The 16,757-nt window shown below is 50.2% G+C and carries 16 protein-coding genes and 1 pseudogene; 9 read left to right on the top strand and 8 right to left on the bottom strand.

The window, feature by feature from the left end; genetic code table 11:
• Positions 1–58: 58 nt before the first annotated feature.
• Positions 59–265 (bottom strand): DUF1107 domain-containing protein, encoded by a 207-nt coding sequence (locus FEK47_RS17065; protein WP_000689228.1) that lies wholly within the window; start codon positions 263–265, stop codon positions 59–61.
• Between the two features lie 324 nt (positions 266–589).
• Between FEK47_RS17065 and FEK47_RS17060 the strand changes: the two genes are divergently transcribed.
• Positions 590–1,147 carry a YtfJ family protein gene (locus tag FEK47_RS17060; RefSeq protein WP_138183296.1) on the top strand — a complete coding sequence of 186 codons (558 nt, stop codon included), beginning with the start codon at positions 590–592 and terminating at the stop codon, positions 1,145–1,147.
• Here FEK47_RS17060 and cysQ read toward each other — a convergent pair.
• Positions 1,137–1,877, bottom strand: coding sequence for a 3'(2'),5'-bisphosphate nucleotidase CysQ (gene cysQ / locus FEK47_RS17055; RefSeq protein ID WP_130206045.1), 741 nt, complete (start codon positions 1,875–1,877; stop codon positions 1,137–1,139). The genes FEK47_RS17060 and cysQ overlap by 11 nt on opposite strands.
• Positions 1,878–2,048: 171 nt before the next feature.
• On the opposite strand from cysQ, the gene cpdB reads away from it, so the two are divergent.
• A complete protein-coding gene (gene cpdB / locus FEK47_RS17050; RefSeq protein ID WP_135486746.1) occupies positions 2,049–3,992 on the top strand; it encodes a 2',3'-cyclic-nucleotide 2'-phosphodiesterase in 1,944 nt (647 codons plus the stop codon).
• Positions 3,993–4,115: 123 nt separating this feature from the next.
• On the opposite strand, the gene FEK47_RS17045 is transcribed toward cpdB, so the two are convergent.
• Entirely contained in the window at positions 4,116–4,496 is a 381-nt protein-coding gene (locus FEK47_RS17045) for a helix-turn-helix domain-containing protein (RefSeq protein ID WP_000084622.1), read from the bottom strand.
• 88 nt (positions 4,497–4,584) lie between these two features.
• Here FEK47_RS17045 and qorB point away from each other — a divergent pair, with 88 nt between their 5' ends.
• The 3 genes from qorB (at position 4,585) to ytfE (ending at position 7,289) form a co-directional block, all read left to right on the top strand.
• Positions 4,585–5,445: an NAD(P)H:quinone oxidoreductase gene (qorB, locus tag FEK47_RS17040; protein WP_135486747.1), complete on the top strand. Its 861-nt coding sequence runs from the start codon at positions 4,585–4,587 to the stop codon at positions 5,443–5,445.
• A 108-nt stretch (positions 5,446–5,553) separates the two neighbouring features.
• Complete coding sequence (locus tag FEK47_RS17035; protein ID WP_135486776.1) at positions 5,554–6,519, top strand: DMT family transporter; 966 nt, start codon at positions 5,554–5,556, stop codon at positions 6,517–6,519.
• 107 nt (positions 6,520–6,626) lie between these two features.
• Entirely contained in the window at positions 6,627–7,289 is a 663-nt protein-coding gene (ytfE, locus tag FEK47_RS17030) for an iron-sulfur cluster repair protein YtfE (protein ID WP_000331449.1), read from the top strand.
• Between the two features lie 52 nt (positions 7,290–7,341).
• Here ytfE and FEK47_RS17025 read toward each other — a convergent pair whose 3' ends face one another.
• From FEK47_RS17025 to fklB, 4 genes and pseudogenes are all read right to left on the bottom strand, one after another.
• Positions 7,342–8,835 carry a hypothetical protein gene (locus tag FEK47_RS17025; protein WP_138183295.1) on the bottom strand — a complete coding sequence of 498 codons (1,494 nt, stop codon included), beginning with the start codon at positions 8,833–8,835 and terminating at the stop codon, positions 7,342–7,344.
• 33 nt (positions 8,836–8,868) lie between these two features.
• Positions 8,869–10,031: pseudogene (locus FEK47_RS25760) on the bottom strand (hypothetical protein).
• A gap of 266 nt (positions 10,032–10,297) precedes the next feature.
• The gene (gene cycA, locus FEK47_RS17015) at positions 10,298–11,701 is read right to left on the bottom strand and encodes a D-serine/D-alanine/glycine transporter (RefSeq protein ID WP_130216689.1); all 1,404 of its coding nucleotides are present in this window, start codon (positions 11,699–11,701) and stop codon (positions 10,298–10,300) included.
• 302 nt (positions 11,702–12,003) lie between these two features.
• A complete protein-coding gene (fklB, locus tag FEK47_RS17010) occupies positions 12,004–12,624 on the bottom strand; it encodes an FKBP-type peptidyl-prolyl cis-trans isomerase (protein ID WP_064525832.1) in 621 nt (206 codons plus the stop codon).
• A gap of 217 nt (positions 12,625–12,841) precedes the next feature.
• Here fklB and ytfB point away from each other — a divergent pair, with 217 nt between their 5' ends.
• Positions 12,842–13,480, top strand: coding sequence for a cell division protein YtfB (gene ytfB, locus FEK47_RS17005; RefSeq protein ID WP_130221758.1), 639 nt, complete (start codon positions 12,842–12,844; stop codon positions 13,478–13,480).
• Here the strand turns inward: ytfB and FEK47_RS17000 are convergent.
• A complete protein-coding gene (locus FEK47_RS17000; protein WP_130216693.1) occupies positions 13,464–14,111 on the bottom strand; it encodes a TetR/AcrR family transcriptional regulator in 648 nt (215 codons plus the stop codon). The two genes, ytfB and FEK47_RS17000, sit on opposite strands and share 17 nt — an antisense overlap.
• Before the next feature lie 210 nt (positions 14,112–14,321).
• Between FEK47_RS17000 and FEK47_RS16995 the strand changes: the two genes are divergently transcribed.
• The 3 genes from FEK47_RS16995 to FEK47_RS16985 are packed head-to-tail and all read left to right on the top strand — an operon-like array spanning position 14,322 to position 16,751.
• The gene (locus FEK47_RS16995) at positions 14,322–15,113 is read left to right on the top strand and encodes a 3-ketoacyl-ACP reductase (RefSeq protein WP_000843401.1); all 792 of its coding nucleotides are present in this window, start codon (positions 14,322–14,324) and stop codon (positions 15,111–15,113) included.
• Positions 15,114–15,122: 9 nt separating this feature from the next.
• The gene (locus tag FEK47_RS16990; protein WP_135486748.1) at positions 15,123–15,965 is read left to right on the top strand and encodes a sugar phosphate isomerase/epimerase family protein; all 843 of its coding nucleotides are present in this window, start codon (positions 15,123–15,125) and stop codon (positions 15,963–15,965) included.
• Between the two features lie 9 nt (positions 15,966–15,974).
• Positions 15,975–16,751: an enoyl-CoA hydratase/isomerase family protein gene (locus FEK47_RS16985; RefSeq protein WP_135405710.1), complete on the top strand. Its 777-nt coding sequence runs from the start codon at positions 15,975–15,977 to the stop codon at positions 16,749–16,751.
• The last annotated feature ends 6 nt before the right edge of the window (positions 16,752–16,757 follow it).

Raw genomic sequence — 16,757 nt, 5'->3', positions numbered from 1 at the left:
TCAGAAACATCAACGGCTCCTGAATCAGGAGCCGTCTTATTACTGCATAGCACTTTGGTTAAGCCATCTCTGTTTGCAGACGCATAACCTGACGGTTTACTTCGGACATCACTGATAAATGCAGTTTATCCTTCACTTTTGGGATAAGAATTTTACCCTTATCAAATTCAAAAGCGCCAACATCCTTGATGTATAACCGTCCACGAAACAGGATCTTCACGTACTTCGCCACTTGCAGTGGGTTGTACCGTTGGAAAATTTTCATTGTTGTCTCCTGCTGAGTATTACGCCTTTGCGGTACCACAATCGGTCCAACTATTATGAGGCGCAAATTTTAATGCCTAATGACTATAGACTACTGCGGTAATGTTTCCAGCCTGTATGAGTTTTTTTACCGTAACGTTACAATTATTCAGAATTATCTTTTCGCCTAATCAGAATCTTTAGTATAAGCATTCATTTTTCATATGATTTGTGCGCTTGTCCGCAAACTGGCATCACACTTGCGGGATTTTCGATAAATAGCACATATGATTAAAAGTCAGACCCAAGTGGTCGGATCACCTGCATATCATAAGAAGGAAACACCATGACTCTACGCAAGATTCTGGCCCTCACCTGCCTGCTGCTGCCGATGATGGCCTCCGCACATCAGTTCGAAACCGGCCAGCGAGTACCGCCGATTGGCATTACCGATCGTGGCGAGTTGGTGCTTGATAAAGATCAGTTTAGCTACAAAACCTGGAACAGCGCGCAGTTAGCGGGAAAAGTGCGAGTGCTACAACATATTGCTGGTCGTACGTCAGCCAAAGAGAAAAACGCGACGCTGATAGAAGCGATTAAATCGGCGAAGTTGCCGCACGATCGCTACCAGACCACCACCATTGTCAACACAGATGACGCAATTCCGGGTTCCGGCATGTTTGTGCGCAGCAGTCTGGAAAGTAATAAAAAGCTTTATCCATGGTCGCAGTTTATTGTCGATAGCAACGGCGTCGCGCGCGGCGCCTGGCAGTTGGATGAAGAGAGTTCTGCCATTGCCGTGCTCGATAAAGACGGCCGTGTGCAATGGGCAAAGGACGGGGCGCTCAACCAGGAAGAGGTGCAGCAAGTGATGGACTTGCTGCATAAGTTGCTCAATAAATAGAAACTCTGAATCCTGGATTCAGGAACGATTCACGCGGGGTATAATCCAGCGGTTTACCCTGCCAATCGTGTACGTGCGCTCCGGCTGCGGCTGCAACAGCGTGGCCGGCGGCAGTGTCCCAAATATTGGTTGGTCCGAAACGTGGGTAGAGCTGCGCCTGCCCTTCCGCCACCAGACAGAATTTCAGCGAAGAGCCAATGGACGTCGTTTGATGTTCGCCAAGCTGTTGCAGATACTCTTTCAGCTCTGCATCCGCATGGGATCGGCTGATGACCACCAGCGGCGGCCGCGCATCGCGTACCTGAATCTGCTTGCGCACGCCGCACTCTTCTTTCCAGGCTTTGCCTTCTGCCGCACTGTACATTACGTTCATTACTGGCGCATACACCACACCTAAAATCGGTTTTCCGTGGTCGATGAGCGCAATATTAACGGTGAATTCGCCGTTACGTTTAATAAACTCTTTAGTGCCATCCAGCGGGTCCACCAGCCAGTAACGTTGCCAGTGCTGACGAACTTCCCAGCCGGGAGGATCTTCTTCAGACAGAACCGGAATATCCGGCGTCAGCGTACGTAAACCGTCCATGATTACGGTATGCGCGGCAATGTCCGCCGCTGTCACCGGTGAGTTATCCGCTTTGCTGACGACGTCCATCGGTTTCGTCCCATCGTAGACCTGCATAATGGCATCGCCCGCAATCCGTGCGAGTTGACATACTTGTTCTAACATTCTCCACCTCTTTTGTTTCAGTGGTGTTAACTCGTTGTTTTACTTATACCCTATCGTTAAAGAATCCGCCAACTGTGATGGCGTCATCGTTTCCTGATTTATTATTTATGGCATCCTTCAACGCTCTGTATGAAAGACGTTTCATCTACTCATTCATAAAAGGATGCCCAGATGGTTAAGTTTAGTGCAACGCTTCTTGCTACGCTGATTGCCGCCAGTGTGAATGCGGCAACAGTCGATCTCCGCATAATGGAAACCTCTGATTTGCATAGCAATATGATGGATTTCGATTATTACAAAGACTCCGCCACAGAAAAATTCGGACTGGTTCGTACTGCGAGTCTGATTAATGACGCGCGTAATGAAGTGAAAAACAGCGTGCTGGTCGATAACGGCGATTTGATTCAGGGGAGTCCGCTGGCAGATTACATGTCGGCGAAAGGATTAAAAGCAGGTGATGTTCATCCGGTTTATAAGGCGCTGAATACGCTGGATTATACGGTCGGCACACTCGGCAATCATGAATTTAACTACGGTCTGGATTACCTGAAAAATGCGCTGGCAGGGGCGAAATTCCCTTATATAAACGCCAACGTCATTGACGCTAAGACCAAACAGCCCATGTTTACGCCGTATTTAATTAAAGACACCGAAGTGGTCGATAAAGACGGGAAAAAACAGACGCTGAAGATTGGCTACATCGGCGTCGTGCCACCGCAGATTATGAGCTGGGATAAAGCCAATTTATCCGGCAAAGTCACCGTTAACGATATTACTGAAACAGTGCGCAAGTACGTACCAGAAATGCGCGAGAAAGGGGCCGATATTGTTGTCGTTCTGGCTCATTCTGGTTTGTCTGCCGATCCGTATAAAGTGATGGCGGAAAACTCGGTTTATTATCTCAGTGAAATTCCGGGCGTTGACGCCATTATGTTTGGCCATGCTCACGCCGTCTTCCCGAGTAAAGATTTTGCCGATATTAAAGGCACGGATATTGCCAAAGGTACGCTGAACGGCGTTCCGGCGGTAATGCCTGGCATGTGGGGCGATCATCTGGGCGTGGTTGATCTGCAACTCAATAATGACAGCGGGAAATGGCAGGTGACGCAGGCCAAAGCCGAAGCACGGCCTATTTACGATATCACCAATAAAAAATCTCTCGCCGCAGAAGACAGCCAACTGGTAGAAACGCTAAAGGCCGATCACGACGCCACACGCCAGTTTGTCAGCAAACCGATCGGTAAATCTGCCGACAATATGTATAGCTATCTGGCGCTGGTGCAGGATGATCCGACCGTGCAGGTGGTGAACAACGCGCAAAAAGCGTATGTCGAACATTACATCCAGGGCGATCCGGACCTGGCAAAACTGCCCGTGCTCTCTGCTGCCGCGCCGTTTAAAGTTGGTGGGCGTAAGAACGACCCTGCCAGCTATGTCGAAGTGGAAAAAGGCCAGTTGACCTTCCGTAATGCCGCCGATCTCTATCTCTATCCCAATACGCTTATCGTGGTGAAAGCCAGTGGTAAAGAGGTGAAAGAGTGGCTGGAGTGCTCCGCCGGGCAGTTTAACCAGATTGATCCTAACAGCACTCAACCACAGTCGTTGATCAACTGGGATGGTTTCCGCACCTATAACTTTGATGTGATTGATGGTGTGAATTATCAGATTGATGTTACCCAGCCCGCCCGCTATGACGGTGAATGTCAGGTGGTTAATGCCAATGCAGAGCGGATTAATAACCTGACTTTTAACGGTAAACCCATTGATCCGAATGCCATGTTCCTCGTTGCCACCAATAATTATCGCGCTTACGGCGGCAAATTTGCCGGAACAGGTGATAGCCATATTGCCTTTGCTTCACCGGATGAGAACCGCTCGGTACTGGCAGCGTGGATTGCTGAAGAGTCTAAACGTGCGGGAGAAATCCACCCGGCGGCAGATAACAACTGGCGTCTAGCGCCGATTGCTGGCGATAAGAAACTGGATATCCGTTTCGAAACTTCCCCGTCAGATAAAGCCGCAGCATTTATTAAAGAGAAAGGGCAGTATCCGATGAATAAAGTCGCGACCGATGATGTCGGCTTTGCGATTTATCAGGTGGATTTGAGTAAGTAAAACACTTCTTTTTCGGCCGACAAATCATCAATCGCATCCGGCATTTATTGGCGGATGCGATGCTGACGCATCTTATCCGCCCTACAAGCCATGAACCGTAGACCGGATAAGCGCATCCGGCTGTTATGCCGCACGTTCATCCCGCACCGCCAACACCTCGGGCAAATTCAACTCAATCCAGTCCGCCAGTGCAGCAACCTTTTCGCTCACCTGCTCGCCCAGCGGCGTGAGGCTATATTCCACATGCGGCGGCACCACCGGATACGCGATACGGTTAAGAAAACCATCCTGTTCTAACGCCTGTAACGACTGCGCAAGCATCTTTTCACTCACCCCGCCGATTTTGCGCCGCAGGTCGCTAAAGCGATGAGTACCTTCGCGTAGCGCCACCAGAATCAACACCCCCCAACGGCTGGTGACGTGTTTCAACACCTCGCGCGACGGGCACTGTTCAGCGAAGAGATTTCCCTCTTTCAGTTGTTGCGACAGGCTAACCTGACTCATTTCATACTTACCTTTTTGTATGTACTTACTAAAAGTAAGTTTAGGTGTTAGCGTATTTAAACACTAGACAAAACGATGGAGACTTCACATGATCGCTATTACTGGTGCCACTGGCCAACTTGGTCACTATGTTATTGAATCCTTGAAGAAAACGGTTCCTGCCAGCCAAATAGTGGCTATCGCTCGTAATCCGGCAAAAGCACAGGCACTGACAGCACAAGGCATTACCGTGCGTCAGGCTGACTACGGCGATGAAGCCGCACTGACATCTGCGCTACAGGGCGTGGAAAAACTACTGCTGATCTCTTCCAGCGAAGTGGGTCAACGTGCCCCGCAGCATCGGAATGTTATTAATGCCGCAAAGGCGGCTGGCGTGAAATTTATCGCTTATACCAGCCTGCTACACGCAGATACCTCCCCGCTCGGCCTCGCCGATGAGCATATCGAGACGGAGAAAATGCTGGCTGATTCTGGCATCGTTTACACCCTGCTGCGCAACGGCTGGTACACCGAAAACTATCTCGCCAGCGCCCCGGCAGCACTGGAGCACGGCGTATTTATCGGTGCCGCGGGCGATGGCAAAATTGCCTCAGCAACGCGGGCAGATTATGCAGCAGCTGCGGCACGCGTGATTAGCGAAGCCGGTCACGAAGGCAAGGTTTACGAACTGGCAGGCGATAGTGCCTGGACGCTCACTCAGTTAGCGACAGAACTCACCAAACAGAGCGGCAAACAGGTTACCTATCAAAACCTAAGCAAAGCCGATTTCGCCGCGGCACTGAAAAGCGTCGGACTGCCTGGCGGACTGGCGGATATGCTGGCGGATTCTGACGTTGGCGCATCGAAAGGCGGTCTGTTTGATGACAGCAAAACGCTTAGCAAATTGATTGGCCGCCCAACGACAACGTTAGCCGAGAGCGTAAGCAATCTTTTTAATGTTAATAACTAGTTAATTAAAGTGGCATCCTCCCGCATCCTCTCTGATAATGACGGGATGCCGGGAACGACCACGTCTGTTCCCTGAATATTTCTTCTGACAGACCAATGGATGCCAGTAATGATTAGCGGCGTGCTGTACGCCCTGTTAGCAGGGTTGATGTGGGGGCTTATTTTTGTCGGGCCGTTGATCGTACCGGAATACCCGGCGATGTTGCAGTCGATGGGGCGTTATCTGGCGTTAGGTTTAATTGCGCTACCCATTGCCTGGCTGGGACGCGTGCGTCTGCGTCAGTTGGCGCGTCGCGACTGGCTTACCGCCTTGATGCTCACCATGATGGGCAACCTTATCTATTACTTCTGTCTCGCCAGCGCCATTCAGCGTACCGGCGCACCTGTTTCCACGATGATTATCGGCACTCTGCCGGTGGTGATTCCCGTCTTCGCCAATCTGCTGTACAGCCAGCGCGACGGCAAACTCGCATGGGGGAAACTCGCCCCGGCGCTGGTTTGTATTGGCATCGGCCTGGCGTGTGTGAATATTGCTGAGTTAAACCACGGACTCCCCGATTTTGACTGGGCGCGTTATACCTCAGGCATCGTGCTGGCGTCAGTCTCTGTAGTCTGTTGGGCGTGGTATGCCCTGCGCAACGCCCGCTGGCTGCGGGAAAACCCCGACAAACATCCGATGATGTGGGCGACGGCGCAGGCGCTGGTCACGCTGCCGGTTTCTCTCATCGGCTATCTCGTCGCTTGTTACTGGCTGAATACCCAAACGCCGCAATTCTCCCTACCCTTTGGCCCCCGTCCGCTGGTGTTTATTAGCCTGATGATTGCGATCGCCGTGCTTTGCTCATGGGTTGGCGCACTTTGCTGGAACGTCGCCAGCCAGCGATTACCGACAGTGATTCTCGGGCCGCTGATTGTTTTCGAAACGCTGGCAGGTTTGCTGTACACCTTTTTACTCCGCCAGCAAATGCCGCCGCTGATGACGTTGAGCGGTATCGCGCTGTTAGTGGTTGGCGTGGTTATTGCGGTCAGAGCAAAACCGGAAAAACCTTTAACTGAATCTGTCTCAGAAAGTTGACATGCTGGCAGTGAGTTAAATAAGCCTCTGCTACGTAAGGGTTATAGCTTTTGCCTTAAAGATGCATTTAAAATGCATCTTATCTTATTAAGAATGAGGTATCAGCTATGGCTTATCGCGACCAACCTTTAGGTGAACTGGCGCTCTCTATTCCTCGCGCTTCGGCTCTGTTTCGTAAATATGATATGGATTACTGTTGTGGCGGTAAGCAAACGCTGGCGCGTGCGGCGGCACGTAAAGAGCTGGATGTTGACGTCATTGAGGCCGAGCTGGCAAAGCTTGCTGAACAACCAATTGAGAAAGACTGGCGTAGCGCCCCACTGGCGGAAATCATCGACCATATCATCGTGCGCTACCACGATCGTCACCGCGAGCAACTGCCGGAGCTGATCCTGCAAGCTACCAAAGTAGAGCGCGTTCACGCCGACAAACCGAGCGTGCCAAAAGGGCTGACAAAATACCTGACTATGCTGCATGAAGAGCTTTCCAGCCACATGATGAAAGAAGAGCAGATCCTCTTCCCGATGATCAAACAAGGCATGGGCAGCCAGGCAATGGGGCCAATCAGCGTGATGGAAAGCGAGCACGATGAAGCGGGTGAACTGCTGGAAGTAATCAAACACACTACCAATAACGTCACACCGCCGCCGGAAGCCTGCACCACCTGGAAAGCGATGTATAACGGCATTAATGAACTGATTGATGACCTGATGGATCACATCAGTCTGGAAAACAATGTGCTGTTCCCACGCGCGCTGGCGGGTGAGTAATTTGTTCGATCAACGATCCTGACATGAGCAGGATCGTTGATTGTTAAATGATTCAGTCACTCAGTGGAAGTAATTCATTATTGTAGCTGGTGTACTTACCTTCAACGGTAAGCAGACTGCCGTTTTTATCAAGATGCGCCGCATTGAGTTGTCGAGTCTCATTACGCCGCTTCGCATCACGAACCAACCACCCTCCTACGTAATAAATATAATGGTCATCATGAGCAAAGATATCTGATAATTGACCATTGGCGTATTTAAACCACGTCCATTGGCCTTTCAGTTCAAATTGCTCAACCGTATCTTCATCAATAAAATACGTATAGCGTTCGTCATGAGCCAAATAATTTAATGTTGTACCATCGGGGCTTTTATACCACTGCCATTGCCCATTAATATCAAAAATAGTCACATCATCGCTCGCGATGAAATAAACTTTACTCCCTACAATATTAACGCCTTCCTGTAATTCTTGTTTCGGGTCGGGTAAATGAATAACCGAAAGCGTTTTTTCGACCCCAGAAACATACTTCACCAGATAGAGTGAATCCTTATATTGCGCCACATTATCCGTCAGGTGGCGAAAATATTCCGGATCAACATCAGGAATGGTCGCAACCCGGCAGTCATTGGCTCGCCTGGAAGCATCTCGGGTCATCCAGGTTACTTTATCCCGCTGTAGGTCAAACGTACTCCGGCAATCCTTTCCGAACGAATAACGTTTTTCCCCATCTTTATCGCGATAAATCAGCAGGGAGCCGGCTCTCCAGCGCACAATCTGAAAGGTCTCCGGATCGGCGTTGATGGCATCTCCGTTGACAAAGACCTGCGATTTGGTCCGCCAGATGGTATCCCACGGTCCTGGATTACTTTTGCTTTCGCAGCTATTGGGGGAATAAATAATGGGACGACGTGTCCAGGATTTAACGCCAAGAATAGAATACCCTTGCGCACTGCCCAGCCAGCGCCCCTGAAAGTAAATATTGCGACGATCTTTCAATACATCTGCGGAATCACCTGCGTAAATTATCCCTCCCACCTGTTGCAGCGAATCCATATCGACCTGCTTTTCACCGTGATTATCATCCGTGCGTTCGCCATCAAAATAGAGGCTGTCTTTATCGGCAGCAAAACGCCCCCATGCGCGGAATGTTGCGGCATCGACTTTCGGTGTTCCCGGCGGGTTCTGGACTATTTTCCCAGCCCATAAAATATGGCGGCCATCAGTCAACCAGTCGAAACGCCAGCCGCCATTTGACCGATAGCCAGAAAAGGGAGCCACCCGCACAAAATCATTATTGATATCATCTGGAGAATCATATTCACCATCAGTGCCGTCAGCTACGCGGCGTAACTGTTTGAACTTCACCTGCGGCAAATGAATATCCGGAAAATCGATACCGTAACCGTCACTATCTTCAACGATATATTTTGTGCCCTGGCCCCACGGCTGGTAGTAAAAAGCGGCATAAGGCACGCCGGAGCAGGCTATTGAAGCGGTTGAAAATAAAGCCAGTGCGAGACAAACGGGTTTAATTGGCAACATAGCATCATCCTGAAGCTGTTAGCGTGTAAGAGGTTATTTAAATAAGGGTTTCAGACCGCTCAGAGGTTGCTTCACCGTTGACCATTCTGCTGAAATGGGGTTGTAACGCAGCCATTTAGTTTGCTCGTAGTGTTTTCCGTCAATTGTGGTTAATCCACCAAGTTGGTGACTGTAGAGTTGCCCGTCTGTGGTGATATACATGTAGCCAGTTACCATGCTTCCTCTCTCCAATAGTTCAGAAACATCCTCTGGCCTGGGCATTATCAGTTCACCTTCACCTAATGTATTGGTTTTAACCTTATAGAATTGAGCTTTGTAATTGCCTACCGACCAGGTTAATAAGGTAAATTTTTCCGGATCTACTCCCGCCAGTGTTTCATAAACACAATCACTCCCCGCTGGCGTTGCTTCTTGTTTAAGCCAGGACACAGTCTTCAAACCAATTTTAAATGACGCACAGCTGTGACCGATATCCTCCAGCTCATAGTCATGCTCACCGCTTTTATCGCGATAAACTAAGCGTTCGCCAGGCATCCAACGTTTAATCTGAAAGGTTTTGCGATCGGCGGGCAGCGGCTTGCCATTAACAATCACCTGCGAATTTGTCAGCACAACAAATTGCAGAGCTGAATCATGCCGCATGATTTGAAATCCATCGGCATGACCCAGCCAGCGCCCCTTATGCCAAAGACTATTTTTATCACGCAGTAAATTCCAGATGTCCGTCTCTTCCAGCGTTGACATATCCACCTGCTTATCACCGCTATTATCATCGGTACGCTGACCGTCAAAATAGACGCTGCGTTTATCGGCAGCGAAAGCACCGAATGCCTGGAAACTGGCGGCATCGACATTAGGTTCACCGGGCGGATTTTTCAGGACTTTGCCAGACCAAAGAACAGTGCGTCCATCGGTGAGCCAGGTATGCTGGCAATTATTCCGATCATCCAGTCGAACTTATCGGGATTAAAATCGGACAGTAAGCGGGTTTCTTGGTTATTGGCTAAATTGGCAATACGCCAGAGGCGGGAAAAATTAACATCCGGCAGTTCGGAGAGGATCTCATCTTTTTCTCCCTTCTGTTCGGCAACATAAACCGTGCCTTTCTCCTGCTGGCGGTAATAAAAATCTGCGCCCCAGGAAGATGAAATGGAGAGAGGTAATGCGGCGATTAATAACCAACTGTGCTTAGCCATAGTGAACTCTGCAATGAGTGGCAAAGATCCACGGTAAGCCCGCGCCTGAGAGCTGTCGATGACGGGAAGTATTTTTAGGAATGTATAAAGACAAAGGAGATTGCTGACAAAGTGAGCTGTGTTCATGCCGGATGCGGCGTAAACGCTTTATCTGGCCTACAAAAGCACGCAAATTCAATATGTTGCAGAGGTTCTGTAGGCCTGATAAGCGTAGCGCATCAGGCAATTTTGCAGCCTGAAAGACACCCGCAGGTGCCTTAGCGGCATTACTTCGCCATGCGTTTTTTACCAATAAACAACCAGCCCAGCCCCAGCGCGATAAACCACAGTGGAGTAACCAGCAGCGCCTGGCGGGTGTCATCTTCCAGCGTCAGCAGCACGATGACGAACACAAAGAACGCCATACATACCCAGCACATCAGCTTGCCGAGCGGCATCTTGTAGATTGACTTCTCATGCAGGTGCGGACGCTGTTTGCGATACACCAGGTATGAGCAAAGGATAATCGTCCAGACAAACATAAACAGAATCGCGGAAACAGTCGTGATCATCGTGAACGCGCCAATCACGCTTGGATTCACGTACAACATCACCACGCCGCCGAGCAGACAGATACAAGAGAAGGTCAGCCCTTTCGCGGGTACTGCGCGTTTAGAGAGTTTAGCGAACGCTTTCGGCGCAACACCTTCCTGAGCCAGACCAAACAGCATGCGACTGGTAGAGAAGACGCCACTGTTAGCGGAAGAAGCCGCAGACGTCAGCACCACAAAGTTGATCACGCTGGCAGCAGCAGGCAGACCCACCAACACGAACAGTTCAACAAACGGGCTTTTATCCGGGACTACCGAACTCCACGGCGTCACGGACATAATCACAATCAGCGCGAAGACGTAGAACATAATGATGCGGATCGGAATAGAGTTAATTGCGCGCGGCAGTGATTTCTCTGGATCTTTGGTTTCCGCAGCAGTAGTACCTACCAGCTCAATCCCCACGAAAGCGAAAACCGCTATCTGGAATCCGGCAAAGAAGCCACTTAAGCCTTTCGGGAACCAGCCGCCGTCATTCCACAAATGCGCAAATGACGCTTCCACACCAGTCGGTGACTGAAAGTGCATCGCCACCATGACCAGGCCGACGACAATCAGCGACACAATGGCGACGATTTTGATCATCGCAAACCAGAACTCCATCTCACCGAACATTTTCACGGTGGCGAGGTTCAGGGTCAGCAACAGCACTATCACCGCCAACGAGGCGACCCAGTCAGATAGCCCCGGAAACCAGAACTGCGCATACGCCGTGATGGCAACCACGTCCGCCATACCGGTAACCACCCAGCAGAACCAATAAGTCCAGCCAGTGAAATATCCTGCCCACGGCCCTAATAAATCGGAAGCGAAGTCACTAAAAGATTTGTATTCCAGATTCGAAAGCAGCAATTCCCCCATTGCCCGCATCACGAAAAAGAGCATAAAACCGATGATCATATAAACGAAAATGATCGACGGCCCGGCAAGACTGATTGTTTTACCGGATCCCATAAACAACCCCGTACCAATGGCGCCGCCAATGGCAATAAGCTGAATATGCCGGTTTGTGAGATTGCGCCGTAGCGACTGTTCAGCCGGAGCCTGATCATCGGCAACGACTTTTACCTGATCTACCATGTTTTTTTCTTCCTGTCTGTGTTGTTCAGGCTCTGCGGCCTTTAGTCAGTCTATGATACGACGAATCTGTATCGGGACTCATCGATATTAGGAAACAATACGTGGGATGAATACTAAGATTTAGATCTAATGTTAATTTTATGTTTAAAGTGAGTGTCATATCACGGTGATAACGCGAAACAGCTCACAAAAATACACGCTTACGGAGCGTTTGCAACACAAAATATCGCCGATTGGCAAACTGAAGGGGTTATTGCTAAATGCCTGCTCCCCTCTGGCTCGAGGGGAACAGAATACGCTGCTTAGAGGATTTCCAGCAGCTCGACTTCAAACACCAGGGTGCTGAACGGAGGGATGGATGCGCCAGCGCCGCGCTCGCCATAGGCCAGTTCCTGCGGGATAGTCAGTTCCCACTTAGAACCTACTGGCATCAGAGTCAGTGCTTCAATCCAGCCTGGGATCACGCCGTTCACCGGGAATTCAGCCGGTTCGCCACGAGCAACAGAGCTGTCAAATACAGTGCCGTCGATCAATTTACCAGTGTAATGAACGCGAACGCGGTCGGTACGGGCAGGAATTGCGCCTTCGCCCTGGTTGATCACGCGGAATTGCAGGCCGGATTCGGTGCTGTTCACGCCTTCTTTTTTAGCGTTTTCTTCAAGATATTTCACACCTTCAGCAGCCATCGACTGGAAACGCTGACGACGAACAGCATCGGCACGTTCATGGATTTCACGCAGCGCGCGGTGCACCACATCAACCGGAACAGCCGGATGTTTGCCTTCCAGCGCGTCGGCAATACCTGCAACCAGCGCTTCTGGCAGCAGCCCTTCCAGACCAGATTCACTCAGTTGTTGCCCTACCTGCAAACCAATGCCGTAGCTTGCTTGCGCTTCGATGGTGTCAAAAGTTGGGGTGGTCATCGTATTTCCTTCCTCAGGGTATAAAGTAACGGGCAGCATATCAGCCACACTTCCTTGGGTAAAACTTTGTCGCGAGAGTGATGACAAATCCCGGGGAAAAAGAAACAATAGCAATATCCCGTATGAATATAATAAAGGCGGGTTTACCACGGACATCATAGCGTTAGCTTATTCATAGGCTATGATTGAGGAACAAGACGCGGAGCAGGAGGAAACCATGCCCGGGCGCTTTGAACTAAAACCAACCCTGGAGAAGGTCTGGCACGCGCCGGACAACTTTCGCTTCATGGATCCGCTACCTCCGATGCATCGTCGGGGGATTATTATTGCCGCCATTATTTTGGTGGTCGGTTTTCTGCTTCCGTCTGAGGATGCGCCCGACGCCCCCGTCGTGACGCGTGAAGCGCAGCTGGATATTCAGTCGCAATCTCAGCCGCCGACAGAAGAACAACTTCGGGCGCAGCTAGTTACGCCGCAAAACGATCCGGATCAAGTTGCCCCGGTCGCTCCAGAACCAATACAGGAAGGTCAACCGGAAGAGCAGCCGCAAGCTACGCAAACGCAACCTTTCCAGCCAGATAGCGGCATTGACAATCAATGGCGCTCTTATCGTGTCGAAGCCGGCAAAACGATGGCACAACTGTTCCGCGACCACGGTCTGCCTCCTACCGATGTATACGCAATGGCACAGGTAGAAGGCGCAGGTAAACCATTAAGTAATTTGCAAAATGGGCAGATGGTGAAAATCCGCCAGAACGCCAGCGGCGTGGTGACGGGCTTAACCATTGATACGGGGAATAATCAACAAGTCTTGTTTACCCGCCAGCCGGATGGCAGTTTTATTCGCGCGCGGTAGATGACCGTTCAACCAGAAGCCAGCTAAGGATCGTATCTTTGATGACCTTACGTCTGGCTTCCAGTGCCTGCGGTGAAACCATACTGATGTGATAAACCAGACCAAGCGTATGCTGGTTGATCAAATAATATCCCCCAAGCGCAGCAATATTAATATTCACCTGCAACGGGTCGATATCTGGCTTAAATATATTGAGTTTCTTCCCTTCATCCAATAAAGATTCCATTAACTGCAAATGCGCATGGTTAATTTCTAAGAGACGTTGTGATTTTGCATAATGCACGCCTTTACTTTGGTTTTCACTATGTACAATTTTTAAAAACCAAGGGTTAGAAACATAATAGTCCCAAGTAAAATCAATGATTTTTTCAATCGCTTTTTGTGGTGGAAGACCTGAGAAATCAAGGGCCTTTTCTTTTTGTCGAATATCGTTCCAGGTATATTCCAGCACTTCGATAAATAAATTTTCTTTATTTCCAAAGTGGTGATAAACCGTCTGCTTACTACACCCCGCAGCCTTAACAATATTATCGACCCTGGCGCCTTCATAACCATATTCGGCAAATTCATTAACCGCGCATAACAGCAGCTTTTCCTTCAGGCTTTGTACGTTGCTGGTATCAAGATACATAACGCTTCCCCACGTCTTCTTCGTGATGGCTATCATAACCGTATTTGATCTCAGCGACAGCAAAAAGGCAAAACATTGTCTTTCATCGAGTTATCAAATGTCCTGTGATCATTATCGCAGATCAACCAACCAGATGGTTGATCTTTTTACTGACTAGTCGCAAGCTAACCATCACTTAAGGAAACAATATTCAAAAAAGAGGATTAACCTATGAAATCCACTCGTCCTGTTGCCGTGATTACCGGAGCCGCTCGTGGTATTGGAAAGGGCTGTGCGCTGGAGCTTGCTCGTGGCGGATTTAACCTGCTGATTAACGATCGCCCTGATGCCGACAGCGTAGAAAAACTGCATATCACACAACAAGAATGTTTGGCAGAAGGCGTGGAAGTCATTTGCTTCCCTGCCGATGTTGGCGATCTCTCCTTGCATGAAGAAATGCTCGACGCGGCGCAAAACCAGTGGGGGCGTCTGGACTGCCTGCTCAATAACGCGGGAATTTCAGTGAAAAAGCGCGGTGACCTCCTCGATCTCGAACCAGACAGCTTCGACCAAAACATTGCCATCAATACCCGCGCGCCGTTCTTCCTCGCTCAGGCATTCAGTAAACGTCTGCTCGCACAGCCGAAGCCGGAAGCGGAGCTGCCGCACCGCTCGATTATTTTTGTCAGTTCAATCAACGCCATCATGCTGGCGATGAATCGCGGCGAATACACCATTGCCAAAACCGCCGTTTCTGCCGCTGCTCGTCTGTTTGCTGCTCGCCTTTGCAATGAACAAATTGGCGTTTATGAAGTGCGCCCTGGCCTAATCAAAACCGATATGACCATTCCGGCAACCGCCTATTACGACGAATTGATTGCCAAAGGTCTGGTGCCGTGGGGACGTTGGGGTTATCCGGCTGATATCGCCTCCACTGTCCGCGCGATGGCGGAAGGCAAACTGATTTACACCTGTGGTCAGGCGGTCGCCATCGACGGCGGCTTAAGTATGCCGCGCTTCTGAGGCTGAATCATGAGAGATCTGTTACAACGCCCTGATTTATTCAGCATTAATACCGCGACGCTGGGTTATAAAACGCCGCTGCCCGCCATTATTGACGCTTGCGCCGCGCGCGGTATTGGCGCAATCGCCCCCTGGCGCAGAGAATTGCAGGGCGAAGATCTCCAGCAGATCGCCCGCCAACTCGCCGCCAGTAACATGAGTGTTTCCGGTTTGTGCCGCAGTACGTACTACACTGCGCCAACACTGGCGGAGCGCAAGCTGGCGGTTGACGATAACCGCCGGGCGCTGGACGACGCCGCCGTGCTTAACGCCGCCTGTTATATGCAGGTGGTTGGCGGTCTGCCAACAGGCACAAAAGATCTGTATGAGGCGCGGGAACAGGTGAAACAAGGGATTCGCCAGTTACTGCCACATTCGAAAGAGGTCGGCGTGCCGATTGCGCTGGAGCCACTGCACCCGATGACCGCAGCCGATCGTTCCTGTTTGTGCACGTTACGCCAGACGCTGGACTGGTGTGATGAACTCGATCCCGATGGCGAATTTGGCCTCGGCGTCGCGGTGGATGTTTACCACGTCTGGTGGGATCCGGATCTCGCCAGTCAGATCCTGCGTGCCGGAAAACGCATCCTCGCGTTTCATGTTTCCGACTGGTTAGTGCCGACCACTGATCTGGTCAATGACCGTGGAATGCCGGGAGATGGCGTCATCAATATTCCGTCAATTCGTCGGCTGGTTGAAAACGCCGGATTTAATGGCGCTATTGAACTGGAAATATTCTCGCCGTACTGGTGGCAGAAAGATATTAACAGCACGCTAGATATTAGCGTCGATCGCATCGCGCATTATTGTTAAGGAATGAACATGAGTGACCAACCCGTTCTGTTCAGCAGAGCGGCGGCTTCCTGCCGCCTGACATTGAACCGTGAAGATAAATGTCATGCTATTAACGAAGAGATGATTGAATCTCTCGACCATTATTTAAATGAAATTGAAAACGACACCACATTACGATTAGTCGAATTAACTGCTACCGGTGATAAATTCTTTTGTGCGGGCGGCGATATTAAATCGTGGTCAGCCTATTCGCCATTAGATATGGGCAGAAAATGGATTAAACGCGGTAATGACGTTTTTAACCGTCTGCGCAATTTACCCCAATTAACCGTTGCGAATCTCAACGGTCATACCATCGGCGGTGGGATTGAACTTGCTTTGTGCTGCGATATTCGTATTGCTCGCCCCAGCGCGAAATTCTCTAACCCGGAAGTGATGCTCGGTATGGTGCCTGGCTGGATGGGCATTGAACGCGTGCTTAATCAGGTCGGTCCGGTGGTCGGTCGCCAGATGCTGATGCTGGGTAAACGTCTGACGGCACATGAAGCCCAGGCGGCGAATTTAATTGATGAAGTGGTAGAAAAAGAACAGGTAGAAAGCTGGATGGCGAATCAGCTAGCGCAGCTGGAAAAATGTGGTCCGGTGGCGCTGGCGCATATTAAGCAGCTGATTCTGGCGCTGGAAAATAAACACGCCGATTACTCGCACCAGTTACTGGCAGGGTTAATGTCTGCTACTCAGGATTGCCAGCAGGCGACGCACGCGTTTGCCGAAAAAAGTAGCGTGAGCTTCCACAATCAATAAGGAAAT

This window comes from Escherichia sp. E3659, from assembly GCF_005781135.1.
Classification (GTDB): Bacteria; Pseudomonadota; Gammaproteobacteria; order Enterobacterales; family Enterobacteriaceae; genus Escherichia.
Note: the sequence above shows the minus strand (reverse complement) of the source record. Positions and strands in the feature narration are given on the sequence as shown.